The 18,593-nt window shown below is 51.7% G+C and carries 18 protein-coding genes; 10 read left to right on the plus strand and 8 right to left on the minus strand.

Going from position 1 to position 18,593, the window contains the following annotated elements:
* Nucleotides 1-31: 31 nt before the first annotated feature.
* Nucleotides 32-1,135: a T9SS type A sorting domain-containing protein gene (locus SD425_RS05045; protein WP_324676055.1), complete on the minus strand. Its 1,104-nt coding sequence runs from the start codon at nt 1,133-1,135 to the stop codon at nt 32-34.
* A 656-nt stretch (nt 1,136-1,791) separates the two neighbouring features.
* Entirely contained in the window at nt 1,792-2,814 is a 1,023-nt protein-coding gene (locus SD425_RS05050) for an OmpA family protein (RefSeq protein WP_324676057.1), read from the minus strand.
* A gap of 357 nt (nt 2,815-3,171) precedes the next feature.
* Here SD425_RS05050 and accD point away from each other — a divergent pair, with 357 nt between their 5' ends.
* The 6 genes from accD (at nt 3,172) to SD425_RS05080 (ending at nt 8,693) form a co-directional block, all read left to right on the plus strand.
* Entirely contained in the window at nt 3,172-4,071 is a 900-nt protein-coding gene (accD, locus tag SD425_RS05055; protein ID WP_324676059.1) for an acetyl-CoA carboxylase, carboxyltransferase subunit beta, read from the plus strand.
* A gap of 199 nt (nt 4,072-4,270) precedes the next feature.
* Nucleotides 4,271-5,023, plus strand: a complete 753-nt coding sequence (locus SD425_RS05060) for an OmpA family protein (RefSeq protein WP_324676061.1) — start codon at nt 4,271-4,273, stop codon at nt 5,021-5,023.
* 400 nt (nt 5,024-5,423) lie between these two features.
* Nucleotides 5,424-6,131 carry an OmpA family protein gene (locus SD425_RS05065; RefSeq protein ID WP_324676063.1) on the plus strand — a complete coding sequence of 236 codons (708 nt, stop codon included), beginning with the start codon at nt 5,424-5,426 and terminating at the stop codon, nt 6,129-6,131.
* A 139-nt stretch (nt 6,132-6,270) separates the two neighbouring features.
* Entirely contained in the window at nt 6,271-7,011 is a 741-nt protein-coding gene (locus tag SD425_RS05070; protein WP_324676065.1) for an endonuclease III, read from the plus strand.
* A gap of 71 nt (nt 7,012-7,082) precedes the next feature.
* Nucleotides 7,083-8,066 (plus strand): radical SAM protein, encoded by a 984-nt coding sequence (locus SD425_RS05075; protein ID WP_324676067.1) that lies wholly within the window; start codon nt 7,083-7,085, stop codon nt 8,064-8,066.
* A 108-nt stretch (nt 8,067-8,174) separates the two neighbouring features.
* A complete protein-coding gene (locus SD425_RS05080) occupies nt 8,175-8,693 on the plus strand; it encodes a gamma carbonic anhydrase family protein (RefSeq protein WP_324676070.1) in 519 nt (172 codons plus the stop codon).
* 297 nt (nt 8,694-8,990) lie between these two features.
* Here the strand turns inward: SD425_RS05080 and SD425_RS05085 are convergent, their stop codons facing one another.
* Nucleotides 8,991-10,322 (minus strand): hemolysin family protein, encoded by a 1,332-nt coding sequence (locus SD425_RS05085; RefSeq protein WP_324676072.1) that lies wholly within the window; start codon nt 10,320-10,322, stop codon nt 8,991-8,993.
* 214 nt (nt 10,323-10,536) lie between these two features.
* Between SD425_RS05085 and SD425_RS05090 the strand changes: the two genes are divergently transcribed.
* Both SD425_RS05090 and SD425_RS05095 read left to right on the plus strand, forming a co-directional pair.
* Nucleotides 10,537-12,747, plus strand: a complete 2,211-nt coding sequence (locus SD425_RS05090; protein ID WP_324676074.1) for a protein-disulfide reductase DsbD family protein — start codon at nt 10,537-10,539, stop codon at nt 12,745-12,747.
* A gap of 524 nt (nt 12,748-13,271) precedes the next feature.
* Entirely contained in the window at nt 13,272-13,733 is a 462-nt protein-coding gene (locus SD425_RS05095) for an Lrp/AsnC ligand binding domain-containing protein (protein ID WP_086592948.1), read from the plus strand.
* A 73-nt stretch (nt 13,734-13,806) separates the two neighbouring features.
* On the opposite strand, the gene SD425_RS05100 is transcribed toward SD425_RS05095, so the two are convergent.
* Complete coding sequence (locus SD425_RS05100) at nt 13,807-14,097, minus strand: hypothetical protein (RefSeq protein ID WP_324676078.1); 291 nt, start codon at nt 14,095-14,097, stop codon at nt 13,807-13,809.
* A gap of 198 nt (nt 14,098-14,295) precedes the next feature.
* Between SD425_RS05100 and SD425_RS05105 the strand changes: the two genes are divergently transcribed.
* Both SD425_RS05105 and SD425_RS05110 read left to right on the plus strand, forming a co-directional pair.
* The gene (locus SD425_RS05105; protein ID WP_324676080.1) at nt 14,296-15,231 is read left to right on the plus strand and encodes a TonB family protein; all 936 of its coding nucleotides are present in this window, start codon (nt 14,296-14,298) and stop codon (nt 15,229-15,231) included.
* 232 nt (nt 15,232-15,463) lie between these two features.
* On the plus strand, nt 15,464-15,910 hold the full coding sequence (locus SD425_RS05110; protein ID WP_324676082.1) for a hypothetical protein: 447 nt from the start codon (nt 15,464-15,466) through the stop codon (nt 15,908-15,910).
* A 77-nt stretch (nt 15,911-15,987) separates the two neighbouring features.
* Here the strand turns inward: SD425_RS05110 and trxA are convergent, their stop codons facing one another.
* The 4 genes from trxA to SD425_RS05130 form a co-directional block, all read right to left on the minus strand.
* A complete protein-coding gene (trxA, locus tag SD425_RS05115; protein ID WP_188810283.1) occupies nt 15,988-16,317 on the minus strand; it encodes a thioredoxin in 330 nt (109 codons plus the stop codon).
* A gap of 181 nt (nt 16,318-16,498) precedes the next feature.
* Nucleotides 16,499-16,885: a hypothetical protein gene (locus SD425_RS05120; RefSeq protein ID WP_324676086.1), complete on the minus strand. Its 387-nt coding sequence runs from the start codon at nt 16,883-16,885 to the stop codon at nt 16,499-16,501.
* Nucleotides 16,886-16,972: 87 nt separating this feature from the next.
* Complete coding sequence (locus SD425_RS05125) at nt 16,973-17,896, minus strand: TIGR01777 family oxidoreductase (protein ID WP_324676088.1); 924 nt, start codon at nt 17,894-17,896, stop codon at nt 16,973-16,975.
* 88 nt (nt 17,897-17,984) lie between these two features.
* Entirely contained in the window at nt 17,985-18,503 is a 519-nt protein-coding gene (locus tag SD425_RS05130; RefSeq protein ID WP_324676090.1) for a GbsR/MarR family transcriptional regulator, read from the minus strand.
* Between the last annotated feature and the right edge of the window lie 90 nt (nt 18,504-18,593).

The raw sequence follows: 18,593 nt of genomic DNA on the forward strand, positions 1-18,593 counted from the left end.
AGGGGCGCTTTTGTATCATGGTCGAGCTACTTTACTGACGTACCAAGCGCTGTACTTGTTGCCCATCAGCGGTGCGGGCGATATACAGGCCTGGTCGAACTGTTGCTGCCGGTTGCCACACCACAGTACCGTCGACTTTGCTGGTAAGCTGCTCAACCACGCGACCTAGCTCATCTACAATCACAACGGCTTGCGCCTTGTGAGTAGTTAGCTGGAACTGCACTTGCTCGCGGAAAGGCGTTGGGTAAGCCGGTTGAGCTAGGTTTTGGCGGGAACGAGTGGCGAGAACCTGGTTGGTAACCAAGAAGGTGATAGTCCGGACCTCAAGGCCTGGCGTCGGACAGCCACTATCTTCAACTGTTACTGTGAAAGAGTAACGACCTAGTGGCTGTTGCGGTGGTACTTGCCAGTCGAGTTGCGCTTGACCAGCTGTAGGCGCTCGAAAAGTAGCTCCTGGAATAAGAGCACCGACATCACTGCTGATGCGAAGGGTCTGGCCGGCATCAGGATCAGTTGCTGCTAGCTGAAGAGAAACAAGCTGGCCAGGTCTTACCGGAATTACTCGCTCAACTGGCTGTGGGGCTGCGGCACCAGCTACTCTGACCTCCGTAATGGTAGGGTTGTGATTATCAGCACCGTTCGGGGATCTGAACACAATATCGCGCGTGACGCTCCCAATCTGCTGCCAACTACCACCTAGGCGTCGGTATTCATCGACGCGAACAGCTACGCTTTGGTAGCCGATAACTACCGGGCGGGTGAGGAGTTCTCCAGTTGCCGCGTTTAATTGGAAAAACGGAACAGCATTGCCACCCACTACCTGGTAAGTCAAAAAAGGAAAGGCAGGCGTGAATTGAACCGGTCCGTACGTTATTCTGGCTCCCGTGATTGGGTCAACGAACTCGCCTCCCGAGGAACGGTTATAACTGATGGAAGTACTACATGTTCCTGGAAATTCTAGGCCTGCTAAAGGTTCAACGGAAGTATACACCAACGAATCGCCATCTACGTCGAAGGCGCTGAAGCTATAACGGCTCAATTCGTTGTTGGCAAAAGTAGGTAGCGTGAACGAAGTGAAGGTAGGCGAAGAATCTATAAGCCCACTAGAGTTATCCAGAGTAGCTGCGATATACATACTATTCATGCCAGGGTTCATCAGATTTAGAATTACTCCATTCCGGTTTTCCCCATATACGCTAAGTGTCCAGCGCGCCGGCGGTAGTGTAACATCGCCCTCGAAAACACCCATTTCAAAGGGGGACGAAATAGCAGGACTACAAGTAGGAGAGTAGGAGCGTCGTTGCGTTAAAGTGAGAGTCACCTTGAAATTTCCTGGCAGCGTTGGCAAGCACCCATTGCTCGTACAGTTTAGGTCAAGAGAACTGCCTAGCGTGACGCTTACTGAGCTCGCATCACGGTAGAGCCTGGCGGTGATGTGGTACTGGTTTGGTGCGCCACTTATAGGCTTAAAAGCTAGCTCACCCCCAACTAAGTGACTTGCTTGACCAAGGGTACTGCTCACGCACAACGCGGTGAGCAGCAGCATACGAAATAAGAGTAAATGCATAGCTATCAGTAAAGTAAGAAGGTGAGGAACAATAATGAGTACACCTTCAAAGTAAGGTTTTCCTCTAGCTCTACACTACTGTTATTCAAAATGGGAACACGCCGCTTGTTGAGTACACTACCTAGCTTTCCCTAGTAAGCCTACAAACGAGCAAGACCACGCAGACAGCTCCGAAGAGTTTGTCTACGTGGTCTTGCTCGTTGAGGCAGAAACGTACTTTCTGTCTACTTACCCGTTGAAGTAGATGAGGTTGAATTCGTATCCAAAATCTTGAACAGCTCGTCGAGCTTCGGCGTCAGGATGATTTCTGTGCGGCGGTTCATGGCCTTATTAGCTGGCGTGTCGTTGCTGGCAACGGGTACGTACTGCGAGCGGCCTGAAGCCGTAACTTGGCTCGGCGTCACGCCGCCCTCGGTGAGCAGGCGAGCAATTTCGGTGGCGCGCAGCACGCTCAAATCCCAGTTGTCCTTCATGCCACCCGAAGCTCCGCGGAAAGGCACGTTGTCGGTGTGGCCTTCTACTACCACGTTCACATCTTTCTGCTCTTGTAGCACCACGGCTAGCTTTTTTAGTGCGTCGATGCCTTTGGGATCCACTTTGGTGGAACCACTCTTAAACAGCAACTGCTCGGAAAGCGACACGTACACCTTACCGTCTTTCATCTTTACCTGCAAGTCGCTGTCTTTGAAGCTCAAGAGCGCATTACTTACTTTGGCTTTCAGGTCGTTCACCGCTTTGTCTTTATCGGCAAGCGCCTGCTGAAGTTCAGCGAGCTTGGCTTCGCGGGTTTTTAGGTCGGCGTTTAGTTTGTCAACGTCTCCTTTGCTTTTATTCAGCGAGGTGGCTAGCTCCCCTAGTTCTGCTTCGCGGCGAGCTAGGTCTTTAGCAACCTTGTTATAATCGGCCGACTTATCGGCAATAGCTCGGTCACTGTTTTTAAGAAGTTTATCGTAGCTGTCGGTGAGTTGGGTATAGAGTGTGCGTGTGCGACGCAGGGCATTGCCGTTCTGGGTGGAGTCGTCCATGAGGCGACGGTTGTCCAGCTTCAATTGCGCTAGCTCGTCGGTGGTTTTCTTCAACTCTACTACGGCTTGACGGTACTGGCGCTCAGCGGTCTCCTTACCCTGCTCAGTGGCGGCTTGACGGGCGCGCAGGTCTTCATATTTCTTCGATGCAACACAGCTAGGCAATAGGGTAGTAGCCGCTAGTGCGGTGCCGAGTAGGAGAAGATTAGACGTTTTTTTCACTACTAAAAATAGATTAAACAGAAAGACACGGCGCTAGCGTTGTTTCGGCTGTAAGTGCGCATAGCTAAGGTAGGACGCTACAAGCGCAAGTTGCAACTCTACCCGGTAGGGAACCGTTTTTCAGGCTATATTTGCCTTGTTCTTCCGGCGTATTCTCTCAATTTACTTTTCGAATGGCCCTTTCCGCAAGCAACAGTGCAAGCGTTACGTTAGCCACCGTGCCGGATCTTCACCAGCTTTCTACTTCACCTAATTAATTTAGCGTCACTTCCTAGCGTCGGCCCTGTTGGCCACGTTGACTTGTGTTCGACTAATTCAACTTAATTAAAGCTTTCAGCGAACAGCTTGCAACAACATATGTCTTGGTTTAAGCGCGTAGAAAAAGGCATCGTTACGCCAACGGAAGAGAAAAAAGAAACGCCGGATGGACTGTGGTATAAGTGTCCTGAGTGCAAGACGGTAGCGACCATGGCCGAGCACAAACGGCTGCTGTACACCTGTGCCAAGTGCAACCACCACGACCGCATCGACTCGGCCGAATACTTCGAGATTCTGTTCGATAACGACCAATTTGTGGAGCTCGACGCTGCCATGACTTCGGCCGATCCCCTGCACTTTGTGGATACAAAGGCATATCCGCAGCGTGTGGCTGCCACGCAGAAGCAAACGAACCTAAAGGACGCCGTCCGTACCGCGCATGGCCAATTGGAAGGCCTCGACCTCGTCGTGGCGTGCATGGATTTCAAATTTATCGGGGGCTCGATGGGCTCGGTGGTAGGGGAAAAAATTTCCCGCGCCATCGACTACGCACGGCAGCACCGCATTCCTTTCCTGATGATCAGTAAGTCGGGCGGTGCGCGCATGATGGAAGCAGGCTACTCACTCATGCAAATGGCCAAAACATCGGCCAAGCTAGCGCTGCTCTCGGAAGCTGGCGTGCCGTATATCTCCATGCTTACCGACCCAACCACGGGTGGCGTCACGGCCTCTTTCGCCATGCTCGGCGACTTCAACATTGCCGAGCCCGGCGCCCTCATCGGTTTTGCGGGCCCGCGGGTTATCAAAGAAACCATCGGTAAAGACCTGCCCAAAGGCTTCCAAAGTGCCGAGTTCGTGCTGGAACACGGCTTTCTCGACTTCATCATCGACCGTAAGCAGCTAAAGCAGCAACTCGCCGATTTGATTACCATGCTCCGTCCGTCGGAAGTGGCTGCTCCCATTGCCGCCACCCGTTCAAAGTCAAGCGCACGCTCGTAGAAAGTAGGTCGCGCAGCTAAACCTCGGCCCGTCAGTCGCTTCTAATCCCTACCGGATGTGAGAAGCAGCTGACGGGCCGAGGTTTTTCTTTGAGCGTAAACGAGCTGCTTAGCCTAGCTAAACATTTTTTGTTCGAAAGCAGTAAGCAGCATCACAGGAGCTTGCTCCTCACACCTCTTTACCACACAAGTTCCCATTTATGAAATCTCCCAAGTCCCTTCTTTCTCTGTTCATGGCGCTGACTCTGCTATTAGGGTCGTGCGCTACTTCTAAGCAAGCCAATCAATCAGACGGATATTCTACCAGCGGTTCGGCAAATGGCACTGGTCCTCGCAAAACGGGGATGAGTAAAACAGCGAAAGGAGGCCTATTTGGAGCTGGTGGAGGCGCAGTAGCAGGTGCTGTTATCGGTGGGTTGCTAGGTGGCAAGAGCGGAACTGCCGCTGGAGCCATCATTGGAGCTAGCGTGGGTGGCGCCGGTGGCGCCCTCATTGGCCGCAAAATGGACAAGCAAGCAGAAGAACTGCAACGCGACATGCAAAACGCCAAAGTGGAACGCGTTGGCGAGGGTATCAAAATCACCTTCGATGCGGGCATTCTGTTTGACGTGAACAAAGCCGATTTGCGCCCAGCCTCTATGACTGAAATCGAGAAGATGGCTACCGTGCTGCAGAAGTACCCCGACACAAATGTGCTAGTAGAAGGCCACACCGATAATACCGGCTCGGATGCTATCAACCAGCCGCTGTCGGAGCGCCGCGCACAAGCCGTTGCCGATTACACGCGTACGAAAGGGGTAGATGCTTCGCGCATCACCACTAAAGGCTATGGTTCCTCACAGCCACTTGCCGATAACTCGACAGAAGCAGGTCGGCAAGCTAACCGCCGCGTGGAAATTGCCATCTACGCCAACGAGAAAATGAAGAAAGCTGCCGAAGCTGGCCGTTTGTAAGCAACTATTGCCATTACAACAAAAAAGCAGTGCTAGTAAGCGCTGCTTTTTTGTTGTGACATACTCTGGTACTAAGTTTTTGTAGGCCAAAGTGTTTAGTAGAAAATAGCCGCTTCTCAGCGGCTAGGTTGTAGCTCAAAGGCAAAGAGTATTGAAAAATGCCTGTAATTTGCCGCCTGTTAACGCTTGTCGAGGTCGTTGATACTGAAGGGAGTAAGGTTGAGAAAAGCCTTTTATGATGGTTTTTTTATCCTTTTCAAATAATTTATCACCCTTTCTCAGCGTTTTGGCAAGGAGGTTGCAAAATGTTGGGTAGAAAAGGGGACTCCTTCAGAGCTATTGCTGAACACTCATTTGTCCTGGCTCACCCTTACTTATTCTAATAAACAAACTCAGAAACATGAAAACTCTCCGTTCGTATTTCGCCTTCATGCTAGCGCTGCTACTGTTGGGGACCAACTTTGCGCAAGCGCAGGACTCTGCTAAAACCAAGAAGCCTTGGAGCAAAACCGCCAAAGGCGGCTTGCTAGGTGCTGGTGGCGGTGCTGTTGTAGGTGGCGTGCTAGGCCGCGTGATTGGTGGTAAGAACAGCACTGCTGGTGGTGCTATCATTGGTGCCGCAGTAGGTGGTGGTGCTGGCGCCCTGATCGGCCGTCGCATGGACAAGCAGGCTGCTGAGCTGAAGAAAGACATGGAAGGCGCCAAAGTTGAGCGCGTAGGCGAAGGCATCAAGATCACCTTCAACTCGGGTATCTTGTTCGCTAAGAACTCGGCTACTCTAACGAGTGCTGCTGCTGAAAACATCAACACGCTGGCTACTACGCTGAAAAAGTACGGTGACACCAACGTGCTGATCGAAGGCCACACCGACAACACCGGTACGGATGCTATCAACGATCCGCTGTCGAAGCGTCGTGCGCAGGCCGTTGCTAACGCCATCACGGCCCAAGGTATCGATACGTCGCGCTTGACTACCCAAGGCTACGGCTCGAAACAGCCAGTTGCTGACAACTCTACGGAAGCTGGTCGCACTGCCAACCGTCGTGTAGAAGTTGCCATCTACGCTAACGAAAAGCTGAAGAAGGCTGCTGAGAAAGGCACCATCTAAGCCAATAGACAGATGGCGATGAGCAATTAGTGATTGCAAGCCAACTGTAAACTAGAAAGCCTCGTTACCTGAGCGGTAGCGAGGCTTTTTCTTTTGTGGAAGTACGGCCTCCTTAGTAAGTACTCATTGTTTGCTGTGCATGACACCCGACCAGAAAACTTGGCAAAATCACCTCATTCTACACGAGTTCTACGGTCCGTTGCCGTTAGCGCCGCGTCGCACACCCATGCGCGAGTTGATTTCTACGTTGCTTTCGCATCGTACTACTCACGTGGCAGAAGAGCTAGCATATAGTCGGATGCTGGAAGAATTTGGAGACTGGGAAGGAGTGTTGGTCGCGCCATTGGCTGCCCTAGCCCACGCCATTCGGACCACTCGGTGGCCCGATACGCAAGCACCACGTATCCAAGAAATACTGCGGCGCATCAAGGCCGAGCGAGGTGAGTTTAACCTAGACTTCTTAGCCGAGTGGCCTGTAGAGAAGGGGTTGCAATGGCTAACCGACATGCCTGGTATTGGCCTGAAGACTGCCTCACTGGTGTTGCTCTTCAACTTTCAAAAGCCAGTATTGCCCGTTGACACGCACGTGCACCGAGTGGCACAGCGAGTAGGCATGATCGGGCCGAAAGTGTCCGTGGAGAAGGCGCACCAGCTTCTATTAGCGCAGTTGCCCAAGGATCCGGTGGTACTACTCAACTTTCACAAGCACAACTACTGGCACGGGCAACATATCTGCTTTTTTGCGAAGCCTGACTGCGCTCGTTGTCCATTAAAGGGCTTTTGCAACTACTATGAAGAGCATTACGGTCCAGCTACGGCTGAAGCCCTCGCAGCTACCCCAAAACACTGGGATATAGCTTGGGGTGAGTTGCAGCACTAAGGCAAGCAAGCGAGTAAACGAGGGTTCGTTCAAAAGCTTGTAGCTTGCGACCTGAAGCTAGCAGCTATTCCATGCGCCTCGTTCGTCACCCGGTTCTCTGCAATTATTACGTCACGTACCGGTGCAATGCGCGCTGTTCGTTCTGCGATATTTGGGAAAAGCCTTCACCTTACATTTTGTTAGCTGATGTCGAGCAAAATCTGCGGGATCTTAAAAGGCTTGGCGTAAGCGTCATCGACTTCACAGGGGGCGAGCCACTGCTGCACCGGCAGATTCATGAGTTTGTGGGCTTGGCGCACGAACTAGGTTTCATCACGACGCTCACGACTAACTGCCTTTTGTACCCCAAATACGCCGAGCGGCTGCGGGGCAAAGTGGATATGTTGCATTTCTCCCTCGATGCCTCCGAGAAAGAGGTACACGACAAAGGCCGTGGGGTGGCTTGTTTCGACTTTGTGCTCGAAAGTATTCGGGTCGCAAAGGAGCTAGGGGAGCGGCCTGATATTTTGTTCACTGTCTTTCGCGAGAACTTAGCTGATTTGGAAGCTGTGTACCGCGACATTGCGCAGCCCAATGGGCTAATGCTCATCATTAACCCGGCATTCGAGTACAACAGCGTTGCTACCGGCGAGCAACTCACCACGGCAGAGCTAGATTATTTGTCGGCTTTCGGCAAACGTAAAGGGGTGTACCTCAACGAAGCTTTCATTCAGCTGCGGCGCGATGGGGGCAACCACGTTGCCGCACCTGTGTGCCGTGCCGCCAGCACTACGCTCGTTATTTCCCCCAACAACGAACTGGTGCTGCCGTGCTACCACCTAGGTACGCAACAATTCCCTATTGCTGGCCAGCTCTTCGACCTCTACAACTCCGCCACGGTGCAGCAGCTAGCAGCGCTGGAAGGGCGGCTACCGCAGTGTGAAGGCTGCACCATCAACTGCTACATGCAACCTAGCTTCGCCGTCGAAACCAGCAAGTATTTCTGGCAGGCCTTACCAAGTACGTTGAAGTACAACCTGCATAAGGGCACGTGGAAGCGCATGCTCACTCGCTAGAAGAGCGTGTCAGAAGAGTGTTGCCACTAAGTACAACCCAGAGAAAGGCTTACTATATTTTCACTTACGTCTGTATTTAGACGACTATATCACTCAATCACTTTTCCTATGCCTGCTCTGATTCTGCCCGTTCATGGTGTCACGCCTCAACTAGGCCCTAATTGTTTCGTTGCAGATAATGCGACTATTGTGGGGGATGTAGTGCTAGGTGCTGACTGCACGGTGTGGTTCAATGCCGTTATTCGCGGCGATGTGAACAGCATTCGTATTGGGGAGCGAACCAACATTCAGGATGGAGCCGTGTTGCACTGCACCTACCAGCGGGCAGCTACCACCCTAGGATCGCGCGTCAGCATTGGCCACCGGGCCATTGTGCACGGTTGCACCGTTGAAGACGACGTGCTGATTGGTATGGGCGCCATTGTGATGGATCACGCGATAGTAGGCAAAGGCTGCATTATCGCAGCGGGAGCGGTAGTCCTGGAAAATACCCAGTGCGAGCCCGGCTACCTCTACGCAGGCGTGCCGGCTCGCAAAATAAAGCCGGTGACAGAAGAACAACGTAGCAATTTGTTACGCACAGCCGACAATTATGTGCTGTATGCTAGCTGGTTTAAAGCGGAATAGTGTTTGTAAAAAATGAACAAAGCGCCGAAAAGGAATCTCAAGTGCTGGTAGAGACGGTATCTTTATCGGTATCGGTGCTGTGGTTATTCTAATCGGTGGCTTGATTGGGGAAGCAAATTTCGTTTCTACCATCGGCGGAATCATTTTTCCTACCGGCGTGGTCATGTTGATTATAGCTCTGATGCGAGGTACGTAATTAATGTTGCTTACCTAGGTTCAACAGTTGAATGTCAACAAAAAGGGAGGCTCTACATTTGTAGAGCCTCCCTTTTTGCGTGAAAACCAAGTATGGGAAGGTTATAGATCTAACTCGCTATCTGGCTGCTCATCTTGCTGTTGCGTATTCGTAACGCGTAGCTGTACCAACTCTACCACGCGCTTCGAGCGCTTCAGAATGCGGAACTCATAATTTTCGAGCACAGCGACGTCGCCTACTTCTGGAATGTTCCCATAAATCAGGTTGAGCAGGCCGCCTACCGTTTCGTAATCTTCGCCTTCGGGTAGCGCGTAGGGTAGGTACTCGTTCGCGTCAGAAATAGGGGTTGCAGCGTTTACCCGGTATTCGTTCTCCGAGACTTTTTCTACCACAGGCACCTCGTTGTCGTACTCGTCCTGAATTTCGCCTACTAGCTCTTCGATAATATCCTCAATTGTGACGATACCAGAAACGCCGCCAAACTCGTCGCTCACAATGGCAATGTGCATGTGCTTGCGCTGAAACTGGCGCAGCAAGCGGTTGATCTTCTTCGTCTCAGGTACAAAGTAAGCCGGGCGCATAATCTTGGAAAGCTCTACCGACTCATTGCGCCGGATAAGCTGGAGCAAGTCTTTCACGTAGAGAATACCCACGATATTGTCAATCGACTCCTCGTACACGGGAATGCGAGAGTATCCCTCGCTGTACACCGTTTCGAGGACGGTGTCTTGCGGCGACTTTACATCGATGGCAGCAATCTTGGTGCGCGGCACCATGATTTGCTTCACCATCCGGTCGTTGAATTCGAACACATTCTCGATCAACTCGTGCTCCGACTCCTGAATCTCACCGCTCTGTTTGCTCTGGTCGAGCAGCAACCGAATCTCTTCGGCGGAGTGCACATCCCCGCTGTGCGACACCTGACCACCAAAGAAGCCCGCTACCAGGTTCGATAGCTTATTAAGCATCCAGATAAACGGAAACGTGATGAGGTAGAAGCCTCGCAAAGGGGCTGCGATGATCAAGCTCGTGTTTTCAGGCTGCTGAATCGCTAGCACTTTAGGCGCTTGCTCCCCAATTACAATGTGTAAGGTGGTGATCAGCGAAAAAGATGTGCCTAGTGCAACGCGGTGCACTGTATCGGCCGACCAAGTCAGATCAAGCTTGTGAATAATAGCCAATACAATCTCAGCTACAACACTCTCGCCGATCCAGCCAAGGGCAAGGGAGGCGAGTGTAATACCTAGCTGAGTTGCGGAAAGATAAGCATCGAGGTTGTGGAGTAGCGAGAGAGTTAGCTTTGCTAATCGATTGCCTTCCTGTGCTTTGACCTCCATTTGGGAGATACGTAGCTTGACCAAAGCAAACTCTGCTGCTACAAAAAATCCGTTCAGCAAAACCAGCAGAACGGTAAATAGTATGTTTAAGCCCATAGTGTCGGTTGCATAGGCTTAGCCGGCCTAGCACCCATTTTATCACAAAAGTACGAGATTCCGCTCAAGCGGTTCGGAGTAAAGAACAAGACAACAGTCTGGCATGCATGCTAGTTCATCTGGATTATAAATGCTTATAGCAGAAAGTGTGACACTTCCTGCCGAACTTTGTTTGTTCTCTTACTGAACTTTGCCTCTTTGTTACTGCCTGTTTATGCCTCGAAAAATAAGTTTGCTGACCTTTCTGCTCGCATGGTGCTTTGTGCTGGCAGCTTCGGCCCAGGTGCTCACGCCCACCAAACTCTCTACTGCCGTCAGCAAACCGGCCGCTCAAGTAGGAGAGGAAATAGAGTTGATTGTAAATGCTAAAATCGACGATAAGTGGCACCTCTACGCTACCGACTTCGATCCGGACTTAGGTCCAACGGTATTTTCTTTCACTTTTCCGAAAAGTGCTGCTTATGAAATCGTAGGCAAACCCAAATCGGTTGGGGCAACGAAGCATTTCGACGACGTTTTTAAAGGCGACGTCATGTACTTTGAAAAAACTGGCCAGATTCGTCAGCGCATTCGGGTGCTCCAGCCAGGGCCGCTCACCATTCAAGCTAGCGTAGAATACCAGAGCTGCACCGACGTAGATGGGCGCTGCATCCCCGGCGACGAAAAGCTGAGCTTTGGTACGATCGACGTGACGGGCAAAGCGGCGGCTCCTGCCAAGCCTAGCAAACCAACTGGGGCTCTCACCCCAGCTTCAGCTGATAGTGTTGCCTTGGCCACCGTAGCGCCCCAAAAAGCTACAGCAGCTACCTCGTCAATAGCAGCTGCCCCAGTTGATACAACTACGGGGTCGGCCGCCGCAGCCACGTCATCTGTTACTACCAACGCGCCCGGCTCAACTCCGAGCAATGCATCTGCTGCCGTGGTAGCACCAGCTGTTACCGCTGGCGCCGCTGCTGATGGTGGCGGTTTATGGAGCTTTGGCTTTGTCGCTTTTCTCTCTGGCTTAGCTGCCCTAATTACGCCCTGTGTATTCCCCATGGTACCCATGACGGTGTCGTTCTTCACCGGTAGCGCCGACAGCCGCAGCCAAGGTATTTTGAAGGCTTTGGTGTACGGGTTGTCTATTATTCTGATTTATACCATCATTGGGGTCGTAGTAGCGCGACTGCTGGGGGAAGACGGACCCAACTTCATGGCCACGCACTGGCTGCCTAACCTGATCTTCTTTGTGGTCTTTGTGGTGTTCGGCCTGTCGTTTTTAGGGCTGTTCGAAATTACACTACCGCACGCCATTGTGAATAAGGCCGACGCGCAAGCCGACAAAGGCGGTTGGCTAGGGGTATTTTTTATGGCTTTTACGCTGGTGCTCGTGTCGTTTTCCTGCACAGGTCCTATCGTGGCTACGGTGCTTGGCCTAGCTGCCCGCGGCCAAACGATTATGCCAGTAGTCGGCATGTTTGGCTTCTCGTTAGCGTTTGCGCTGCCTTTTACCCTGTTCGCCATTTTTCCTTCGTGGCTCAAGAGCTTACCGCGGTCAGGAGGCTGGCTTAATACGGTGAAGGTGGTACTAGGCTTCGTCGAACTAATGCTGGCTCTCAAATTCTTGAGCATGGCTGACCTAGCTTACCATTGGAATATCCTCAACCGCGACGTGTATTTGGTGCTGTGGATTGTGTTGTCAGCTCTGTTAGGCTTGTACCTGCTGGGTAAGTTCAAGCTTTCCCACGACAGCGACTTGCCCCACGTTAGCGTCGGCCGTTTGTTGATGGCAGTACTTGCTTTCAGCTTTATGGTGTACTTGGTGCCAGGCTTGTTTGGTGCACCATTGCCACTGCTAGCCGGCTACCTGCCGCCCCAAAGCAACCGGGATTTCAGCCTAGCCAACACGGAAGCACCTGCTGTAGCGGCGGCTAACACCTTATGTGAGCAGCCACGGTATACAGAGTACCTCGAACTGCCACACGGTTTGCAAGGCTACTTCGACTTAGAGCAAGCCAAACGTTGTGCACGTCAGCAGCACAAGCCCATTTTTATTGACTTCACGGGCCACGCCTGCGTGAACTGCCGCAAGATGGAAGCTACCGTTTGGAGCGATCCGCAAGTACTCAAGCGCCTACGCGAGGACTACGTGGTAGTGGCTTTGTATGTCGACGACAAAACTGAGTTGCCTAAAGACGAATGGTACACCTCGAAGCGCGATGGGCAGGAGAAAACGACGCTAGGTAAGCAGAACGCGGACTTGCAAGTAGTAAACTACGGCGTTAATGCCCAGCCTTACTACGTGCTCCTGAACCCTGACGGCACCAGCAACCAGCCCATCGTGACCCCCGTAGCCTACGAGCCTGATGTCGCTGACTTTGTAAAGTTCTTAGATGCTGGGCTCGCTAGCTACCATCAGCAGGCAGCGCCAGTTGCCAGCCGCTAATCGCAAAATCAGCCGCTCAATCTTGCCGATTTTCAAATACTAACGCAGTTTGACTGAGTAGTTTGCTAGATAAACAATAAAAAAGGGAGCCACAGTCACGACTGTTGGCTCCCTTTTTACGTAGATTCGCCGTGCAAAAACGGATAAGAATATAAAATAAAAAGGCTGCACCCACCCAGATGCAGCCTCTTAAATAAGAACGCACCCACCCAGATACGTTCCGTTTTTCCCCTCACACATTGTCCACCCAAAAAGCTGTAGAAGAAGGGTTCGAACCTCCACGGTGTAGTTAGCCGGCCGCCGGACCAGTTTCTCCCAAATCACCACCCCCGAGAGAGGAGGGCATGTCTGCCAATTTCATCATTCTACATTTTGAATCGCTCGCCGTTCGCGATTGATTATGACAAATGTAGAGGAAGAATCCTTATTATAAAAACATTGATGGCTTTCAATTGAAAATTTACACTATTTTTAATTTTTAGCTATTATTTTTGAAAGCCGAATAATCACCCCACCCAAATAATATGAGGAATTACGAACTTGATGACACCGATCGTAAGATTCTGGCGCTGTTGCTAGAAGACGCCAAAATGCCCTATACTGAGATTGCGCGGAAGGTGCATGTCTCGGGAGGTACGGTGCACGTCCGGATGGCCCGGATGGAGGAGCTAGGTATTGTGCAAGGTGCTACCTTACGCGTTGATTATCAGAAGCTAGGTTATGGAATGACCGCTTTCTTGGGTATCTATCTGCTGAAAAGCTCGCTATACAACAGCGTGGCTGAGCAGTTACGAAAGATCCCGGAAGTGGTAAGTATCTACTACACGACGGGTAACTACGGGATGTTTACTCGCATTGTGTGCCGCGATACGCAGCACCTGCGCGACGTGCTCCACGACCAAGTGCAGCACATTGAAGGCATCGAACGCACCGAGACGCTTATCTCGCTTGAAGAAACGCTTAACCGTCCTGTACAGCTTCGCTAAGCGCTTAGCTAGGTCCAACAAAAAAGAGCGCCCAGTTATGGGCGCTCTTTTTTGTTGGACCTAGGTTGTTAGCCTACATGGTTGTTTTGGTGCTGGTTGTCGTTTTGGTCGTCTTGCTAGAAGCGGCCGATGACTCTTTGTGCACCGGAGTAGTAGTGGTTTTGGTCGAAGCAGCTTTTGTGCTCGTGGCTCCCGTGGAAGTAGTGGTCTTCGTAGTGGAAGTAGCAACGGCGGGTTTGGTAGTCGTCTTCGACGTTTTTGTGGAAGTGCTGCTGTGGCTCGCCTGCTGGGTAGTAGGAGTTTGTGCCATTGCAACGGAGCCAACTAGGCTCAGCAAACAGGTAAGCTGAAGAGCGCGGAACATAGGGAGAAATATTAGGTGAGAAAGTAATAGCATAACGAAATACCGTTCTAAAAGTTGAGCTTACAACGGACAAGTATTGGCTAAGCTAATTACTAGTATATATTCTTTCCTACGCTTCTGAAAGTGAGTATCTTTCGTGGCTGTCCTGTTTCGCTCGTGTCCTAGCTCATGAGAGTCTGTTTACCTACCTTATCGCTTTTGTTGTTAGGTGTAACTCCCCGCGCGAGTTATGCGCAGAGCTTGCCAGCAGTCTACCTAAATGCCCGGAACCAGGCAACCGTGCCGGATAGTGCTACGCATTATCGCGTAGTAGATCAGAAAGAAGAAGCTGGCGGGCACGTCATGCGCGAGTACTCACTAGCCGGTACGTTGCTGCTACAAGGGACGCTGTCGGCCATTGATCCAGCGGTGCGCAATGGTCTGTTTACCTGGTTTCACCCCAATGGGGCCAAAGCTAGCCAAGTACACTACCACGATGATGTAGCGAATGGCTTATACCTAGCCTGGTACGAGGACGGACGCGTAAGTCAGCGTGGCGAATACGCGAACGGGCGACGTACTGGACGCTGGCTTAGTGTGCATCGCAACGGACAAAAGCGTTCGGAGGGGCATTATTTGGTAGGGAGGCAGCACGGCGAATGGCACTACTACTTTAATACGGGTCAGCTGAGTGCTGTAGAGCGCCTAAACCAAGGGCGTAGTTTGAACCTAGCGCTGTATCAAGCTGATGGCAGCCCTAGCTTGGCCGCAGGACAGCGCCGGCGCGCACCGGAGTTTCCGGGCGGCGAAGCTGCATTGCTCAGTTACCTAGCCCGTAATACCGTTTACCCCAAAACTGACCGGCAGCGCAATATTACGGGCAGCGTATACGTGACCTACACCGTTGGCGAAGATGGCCAAGTAGGGCAGGTGCACGTCGTGCGCGGGCTCTCTCCCGAGGCCGACAGCGAAGCTAGGCGTGTAGTAGCTAGCCTGCCCGCATTCCGACCCGGCTCCGAGTATAATGTGCCGACGGCTATGACGTACACGTTGCCAATCCACTTTGCTCCATCATTTACGCTATTACACGGCATACGTCCGGCCCAGGAGCCACCAACGGAAGCGCGCGCAGGTTATCCGGACGACGGCTTGTGATGCCTCGGTCGGTTAAACCGGTCTCTCCATCGGTTGCTTTGAGAGGGTAATTTCAATAAGCAGCTGTACGTGAAGTACTTGTTGATTTAAGCATAGTTTGGGCCGAGGCCAGCTGGCATAACGCTTGAGTTAAGAAGGGAAGACGCGTCTTAAAACTTCCTTTCCGAGCAGTATCGGGCACAATGGATCCCGATTGCTCCCTTTCAACTCAATAAGCGTAACTGCTTTTCTTATGAAAACTTCCCTGCTTTCCGTTGCTGCTGCTTTTTGCTTGCTAGCTTCCACCACTTCCAACGCCGCTAAACTCCCGCTAACTATTGGTACTAGCTACCAAGAAGGTCGGCAAGATGATCATGACAAGGATCGTAAGCACGACAAAGACCACAAGCCTACTCCTGCCGAGCGTGCCAAGTGGGAAGCCGAGCACAAGAAGGATGGCAAAGGCTTCAAGAAGAACGACCAGGACTTCAACTATGGCTACGATAAGAACCACAAGGTAACTGCTGCGGAGCGGTCCAAATGGGAGGCCGACCATAAGAACGACCGCCCAGGTTTCGGCGCCAAGGGGAAAGATTTCAACTACGGCTACGACAAAAACCACAAAGTGACGCCCGCCGAACGTACGAAGTGGGAAGCTGAGCACAAGAACGACCGTGACCACGATGGTCGCAGCAAATAAGGTCTAGCCTTTAGAACACGAAAAAGCCCCGCTCCTTTAAGAAAGAGCGGGGCTTTTCTATGAAGTGCCTAGGTGAACTAAGCGGTTACTTGCGCATCTAGTTTCTGAGCGAGTACGTGCTTCGGAACGGCACCTACTTGCTTATCAACGATTTGGCCGTTTTTGAACACCAGCAGCGTCGGGATGCTGCGGATGCCGAACTTGGCCGACGTCTGAGGGTTAGAATCTACGTCAACTTTGCCGATAACGGCTTTGCCTTCGTATTCGCCAGCCAACTCTTCCACTACCGGGCCAACCATGCGGCACGGGCCACACCACTCGGCCCAGAAGTCCACGAGTACAGGCTTATCGGAGTTGATAATTTGGTCGAAGTTAGCATCGGTAATTTCGATGGCTTTGTGTCCCATGATAGTCGGGGTTTATGTTCAAAAGATGTGCTGTTTACGGTCAACCAGGCCGCAAGGTAGCAGTTGGGAGTTCAACAAGCTGCAATGTATAAAGTTCAAAAAACGAATCGATAAACGTATATACATGATTTGTTGAACGCTTCTACCTTGGTAGTGGTCAAACCAAGGCTAGCAACAGAAGCTACTGAGGTTTGTTCAGCACAAAGTCTAGCGTACGAGCGTCGTCGTGGGCGCGGTTGCGCAGTTTGTAGAAGACGTAGAGGTTGAAGAAGTGCATCGCGCCCAGGATGAGAATGATCGTTCCGACCTTAACACTGAGCGTCTCGACGGTCTGTTGGTAGCTGTGCACTTCGGCCGTGCTACGCAAAGTGAGCGTAGCATATCCTACATTGATTAAGTAAAAACCCGTGATTAACAGCTTGTTGACAGAGTCAGCGAGGGCTTCGTTGCCGTGAAAAATGTCGACCAGAAAAGTGCGGCCATTGGTGAAGAGGGTACGGGCTACCCATACCGTTAGGAGTACCGTGATGGGCAGATAAGCCCCGTAGACTAACAGATAATAGTTCATGATTTTTAGATTAGAAGTGAATGGTTAAAGCTGAAAATTGAGAAGGCGAATACAGGGTAGGAGGGCGTGCATTGCGCATACAAAAAGCTAGGGTAGCTGTGGGAGTAAGTTGGCCAGCGCTAGGTTGCAGGTAGGAAAGCGAAACATGAAGCCGCTTTCTAGCAGCCGTTGAGGCACTACCTTGCGGCTTTTCAGAACTAGCTCGGTTTCGGTGCGGAGCAGAAATGCACCGATTTCTAGCAGCCATTTAGGTTGAGGCAGCTGCCACCTAGGCTGGTAGTGCTGGCAAAGCTGCGCATTGAAGTCCTCGTTGCGAATGGGGTGTGGGGCGCAAAGATTGAAAGTGCCTTCTAAGTCTTGACGCGCAATCAGAAGCTCCAAGGCCTGGCAGAAATCATTGATGTGCAGCCAGCTTATCCACTGTCGGCCATCGCCCTGCGGGGTAGCTAAGCCCCAGCGAGCTAGCCGCGCCATTACCGGTAGGGCGCCGCCATCGGCCCCTAGCACAATGGCAGTACGCAAGGCTACGCGGCGGGTGCGTGGCGTAGCGGCTACCCAAAACTCGGCTTCCCACTGTTGCGCTACCCGCTCCGAGAAGTTCCGGCCGATATTGCCAACTGCTTCCGTATTGGCAGGCTGTTCGTCTTTCGTGTCGGTGTAAATGGTGGCCGTCGAAGAATTCAGCCATACAGCTGGAGGGTTTTGGCAGCAGGCAATGGCTTCACCTAGCACCTTGGTACTATCAAGGCGGCTGCGGATGATAGCATATTGATTAACGATGTTGTAGCGACAATCTACTGAGCGACCTGCTAGGTTGAGCACCACTGCAGCGCCTTCCAACGCTTTCGTCCATGGCCCAAGCGTGTGCCCATCCCAATGCAGCATACCAATGCGATAGCCTCGTTTGCGAGTCAGGATAATTACTTGATAGCCAAGTGCTGTGAAGTGGTGAGCTAGGTGTTTCCCGAGAAACCCGTTGCCACCAGCAACAATCATCTTGGGCTTTTCCATGACGAAAGTAGTTAGAGTAGAAGTGTTTTATTAATTCTAAACTTTCAATAAAATTTGAAATATTGAAGCAAAAAAATAAGCTGCCTATTTAGCCTGGGCGCATCAGCTTCATAAACGTGCTCAGAAACCAGTTTTCATCCGCTTTGATGAGCGTAGAAGCAGCGCTATTCGCGAAGTTGGCGAAGCTCTGTACACTGGCTATCATTTTTGTGAAAGCCTCTGTTTCTTCAGGAGTAGAAGTAAGAGAGGGCTCTACTTGGCTGATTTCGCCGAGTACACGCATGATGGGTTCTAACTCCCGCTTGCGGCGTTCTTGCAAAATGAGGGTAGCTACCCGGTGAATGTCTTTCTCAGCGGAGAAAAACTCGCGCCGCTCGCCGGGGCGGAGCTCTTTGCGCACGATACCCCAATCCATGAGTGCGCGCACGTTCATGTTCACGTTGCCCCGCGAAATCTGAAGCTGATCCATGATGTCTTCGGTGCTCAGCGCGTTCGGCGACACCAGCAACAACGCGTGTACCTGCGCCATCGTCCGGCTCACGCCCCAGGCCGAACCTAGGGTGCCCCAGCCTTCTATGAATTTGCTTTTGGCTTCGTCGAGTTGCATGGTTCAAATGTAAAAGAGTATTTCGAACTTTCAATAAAAATTGAAAGAAATATTTCTACTCTTTCTTCTTAGCCAAAAAGCATTTTGTTA

The sequence above is a fragment of the Hymenobacter sp. GOD-10R genome (assembly GCF_035609205.1).
Taxonomy (GTDB): domain Bacteria; phylum Bacteroidota; class Bacteroidia; order Cytophagales; family Hymenobacteraceae; genus Hymenobacter.

Bases quoted from the DNA above. Each gene is read 5' to 3' on its own strand.
- SD425_RS05045 (WP_324676055.1), bottom strand. From the start codon at position 1,135: ATGTATATCGCAGCTACTCTGGATAACTCTAGTGGGCTTATAGATTCT.
- SD425_RS05070 (WP_324676065.1), top strand. From the start codon at position 6,271: ATGACACCCGACCAGAAAACTTGGCAAAATCACCTCATTCTACACGAG.
- SD425_RS05080 (WP_324676070.1), top strand. From the start codon at position 8,175: ATGCCTGCTCTGATTCTGCCCGTTCATGGTGTCACGCCTCAACTAGGC.
- SD425_RS05120 (WP_324676086.1), bottom strand. From the start codon at position 16,885: ATGAACTATTATCTGTTAGTCTACGGGGCTTATCTGCCCATCACGGTA.
- SD425_RS05090 (WP_324676074.1), top strand. From the start codon at position 10,537: ATGCCTCGAAAAATAAGTTTGCTGACCTTTCTGCTCGCATGGTGCTTT.
- SD425_RS05075 (WP_324676067.1), top strand. From the start codon at position 7,083: ATGCGCCTCGTTCGTCACCCGGTTCTCTGCAATTATTACGTCACGTAC.
- SD425_RS05130 (WP_324676090.1), bottom strand. From the start codon at position 18,503: ATGCAACTCGACGAAGCCAAAAGCAAATTCATAGAAGGCTGGGGCACC.
- SD425_RS05100 (WP_324676078.1), bottom strand. From the start codon at position 14,097: ATGTTCCGCGCTCTTCAGCTTACCTGTTTGCTGAGCCTAGTTGGCTCC.
- SD425_RS05125 (WP_324676088.1), bottom strand. From the start codon at position 17,896: ATGGAAAAGCCCAAGATGATTGTTGCTGGTGGCAACGGGTTTCTCGGG.
- SD425_RS05085 (WP_324676072.1), bottom strand. From the start codon at position 10,322: ATGGGCTTAAACATACTATTTACCGTTCTGCTGGTTTTGCTGAACGGA.
- accD (WP_324676059.1), top strand. From the start codon at position 3,172: ATGTCTTGGTTTAAGCGCGTAGAAAAAGGCATCGTTACGCCAACGGAA.
- SD425_RS05110 (WP_324676082.1), top strand. From the start codon at position 15,464: ATGAAAACTTCCCTGCTTTCCGTTGCTGCTGCTTTTTGCTTGCTAGCT.
- SD425_RS05060 (WP_324676061.1), top strand. From the start codon at position 4,271: ATGAAATCTCCCAAGTCCCTTCTTTCTCTGTTCATGGCGCTGACTCTG.
- SD425_RS05095 (WP_086592948.1), top strand. From the start codon at position 13,272: ATGAGGAATTACGAACTTGATGACACCGATCGTAAGATTCTGGCGCTG.
- SD425_RS05065 (WP_324676063.1), top strand. From the start codon at position 5,424: ATGAAAACTCTCCGTTCGTATTTCGCCTTCATGCTAGCGCTGCTACTG.
- trxA (WP_188810283.1), bottom strand. From the start codon at position 16,317: ATGGGACACAAAGCCATCGAAATTACCGATGCTAACTTCGACCAAATT.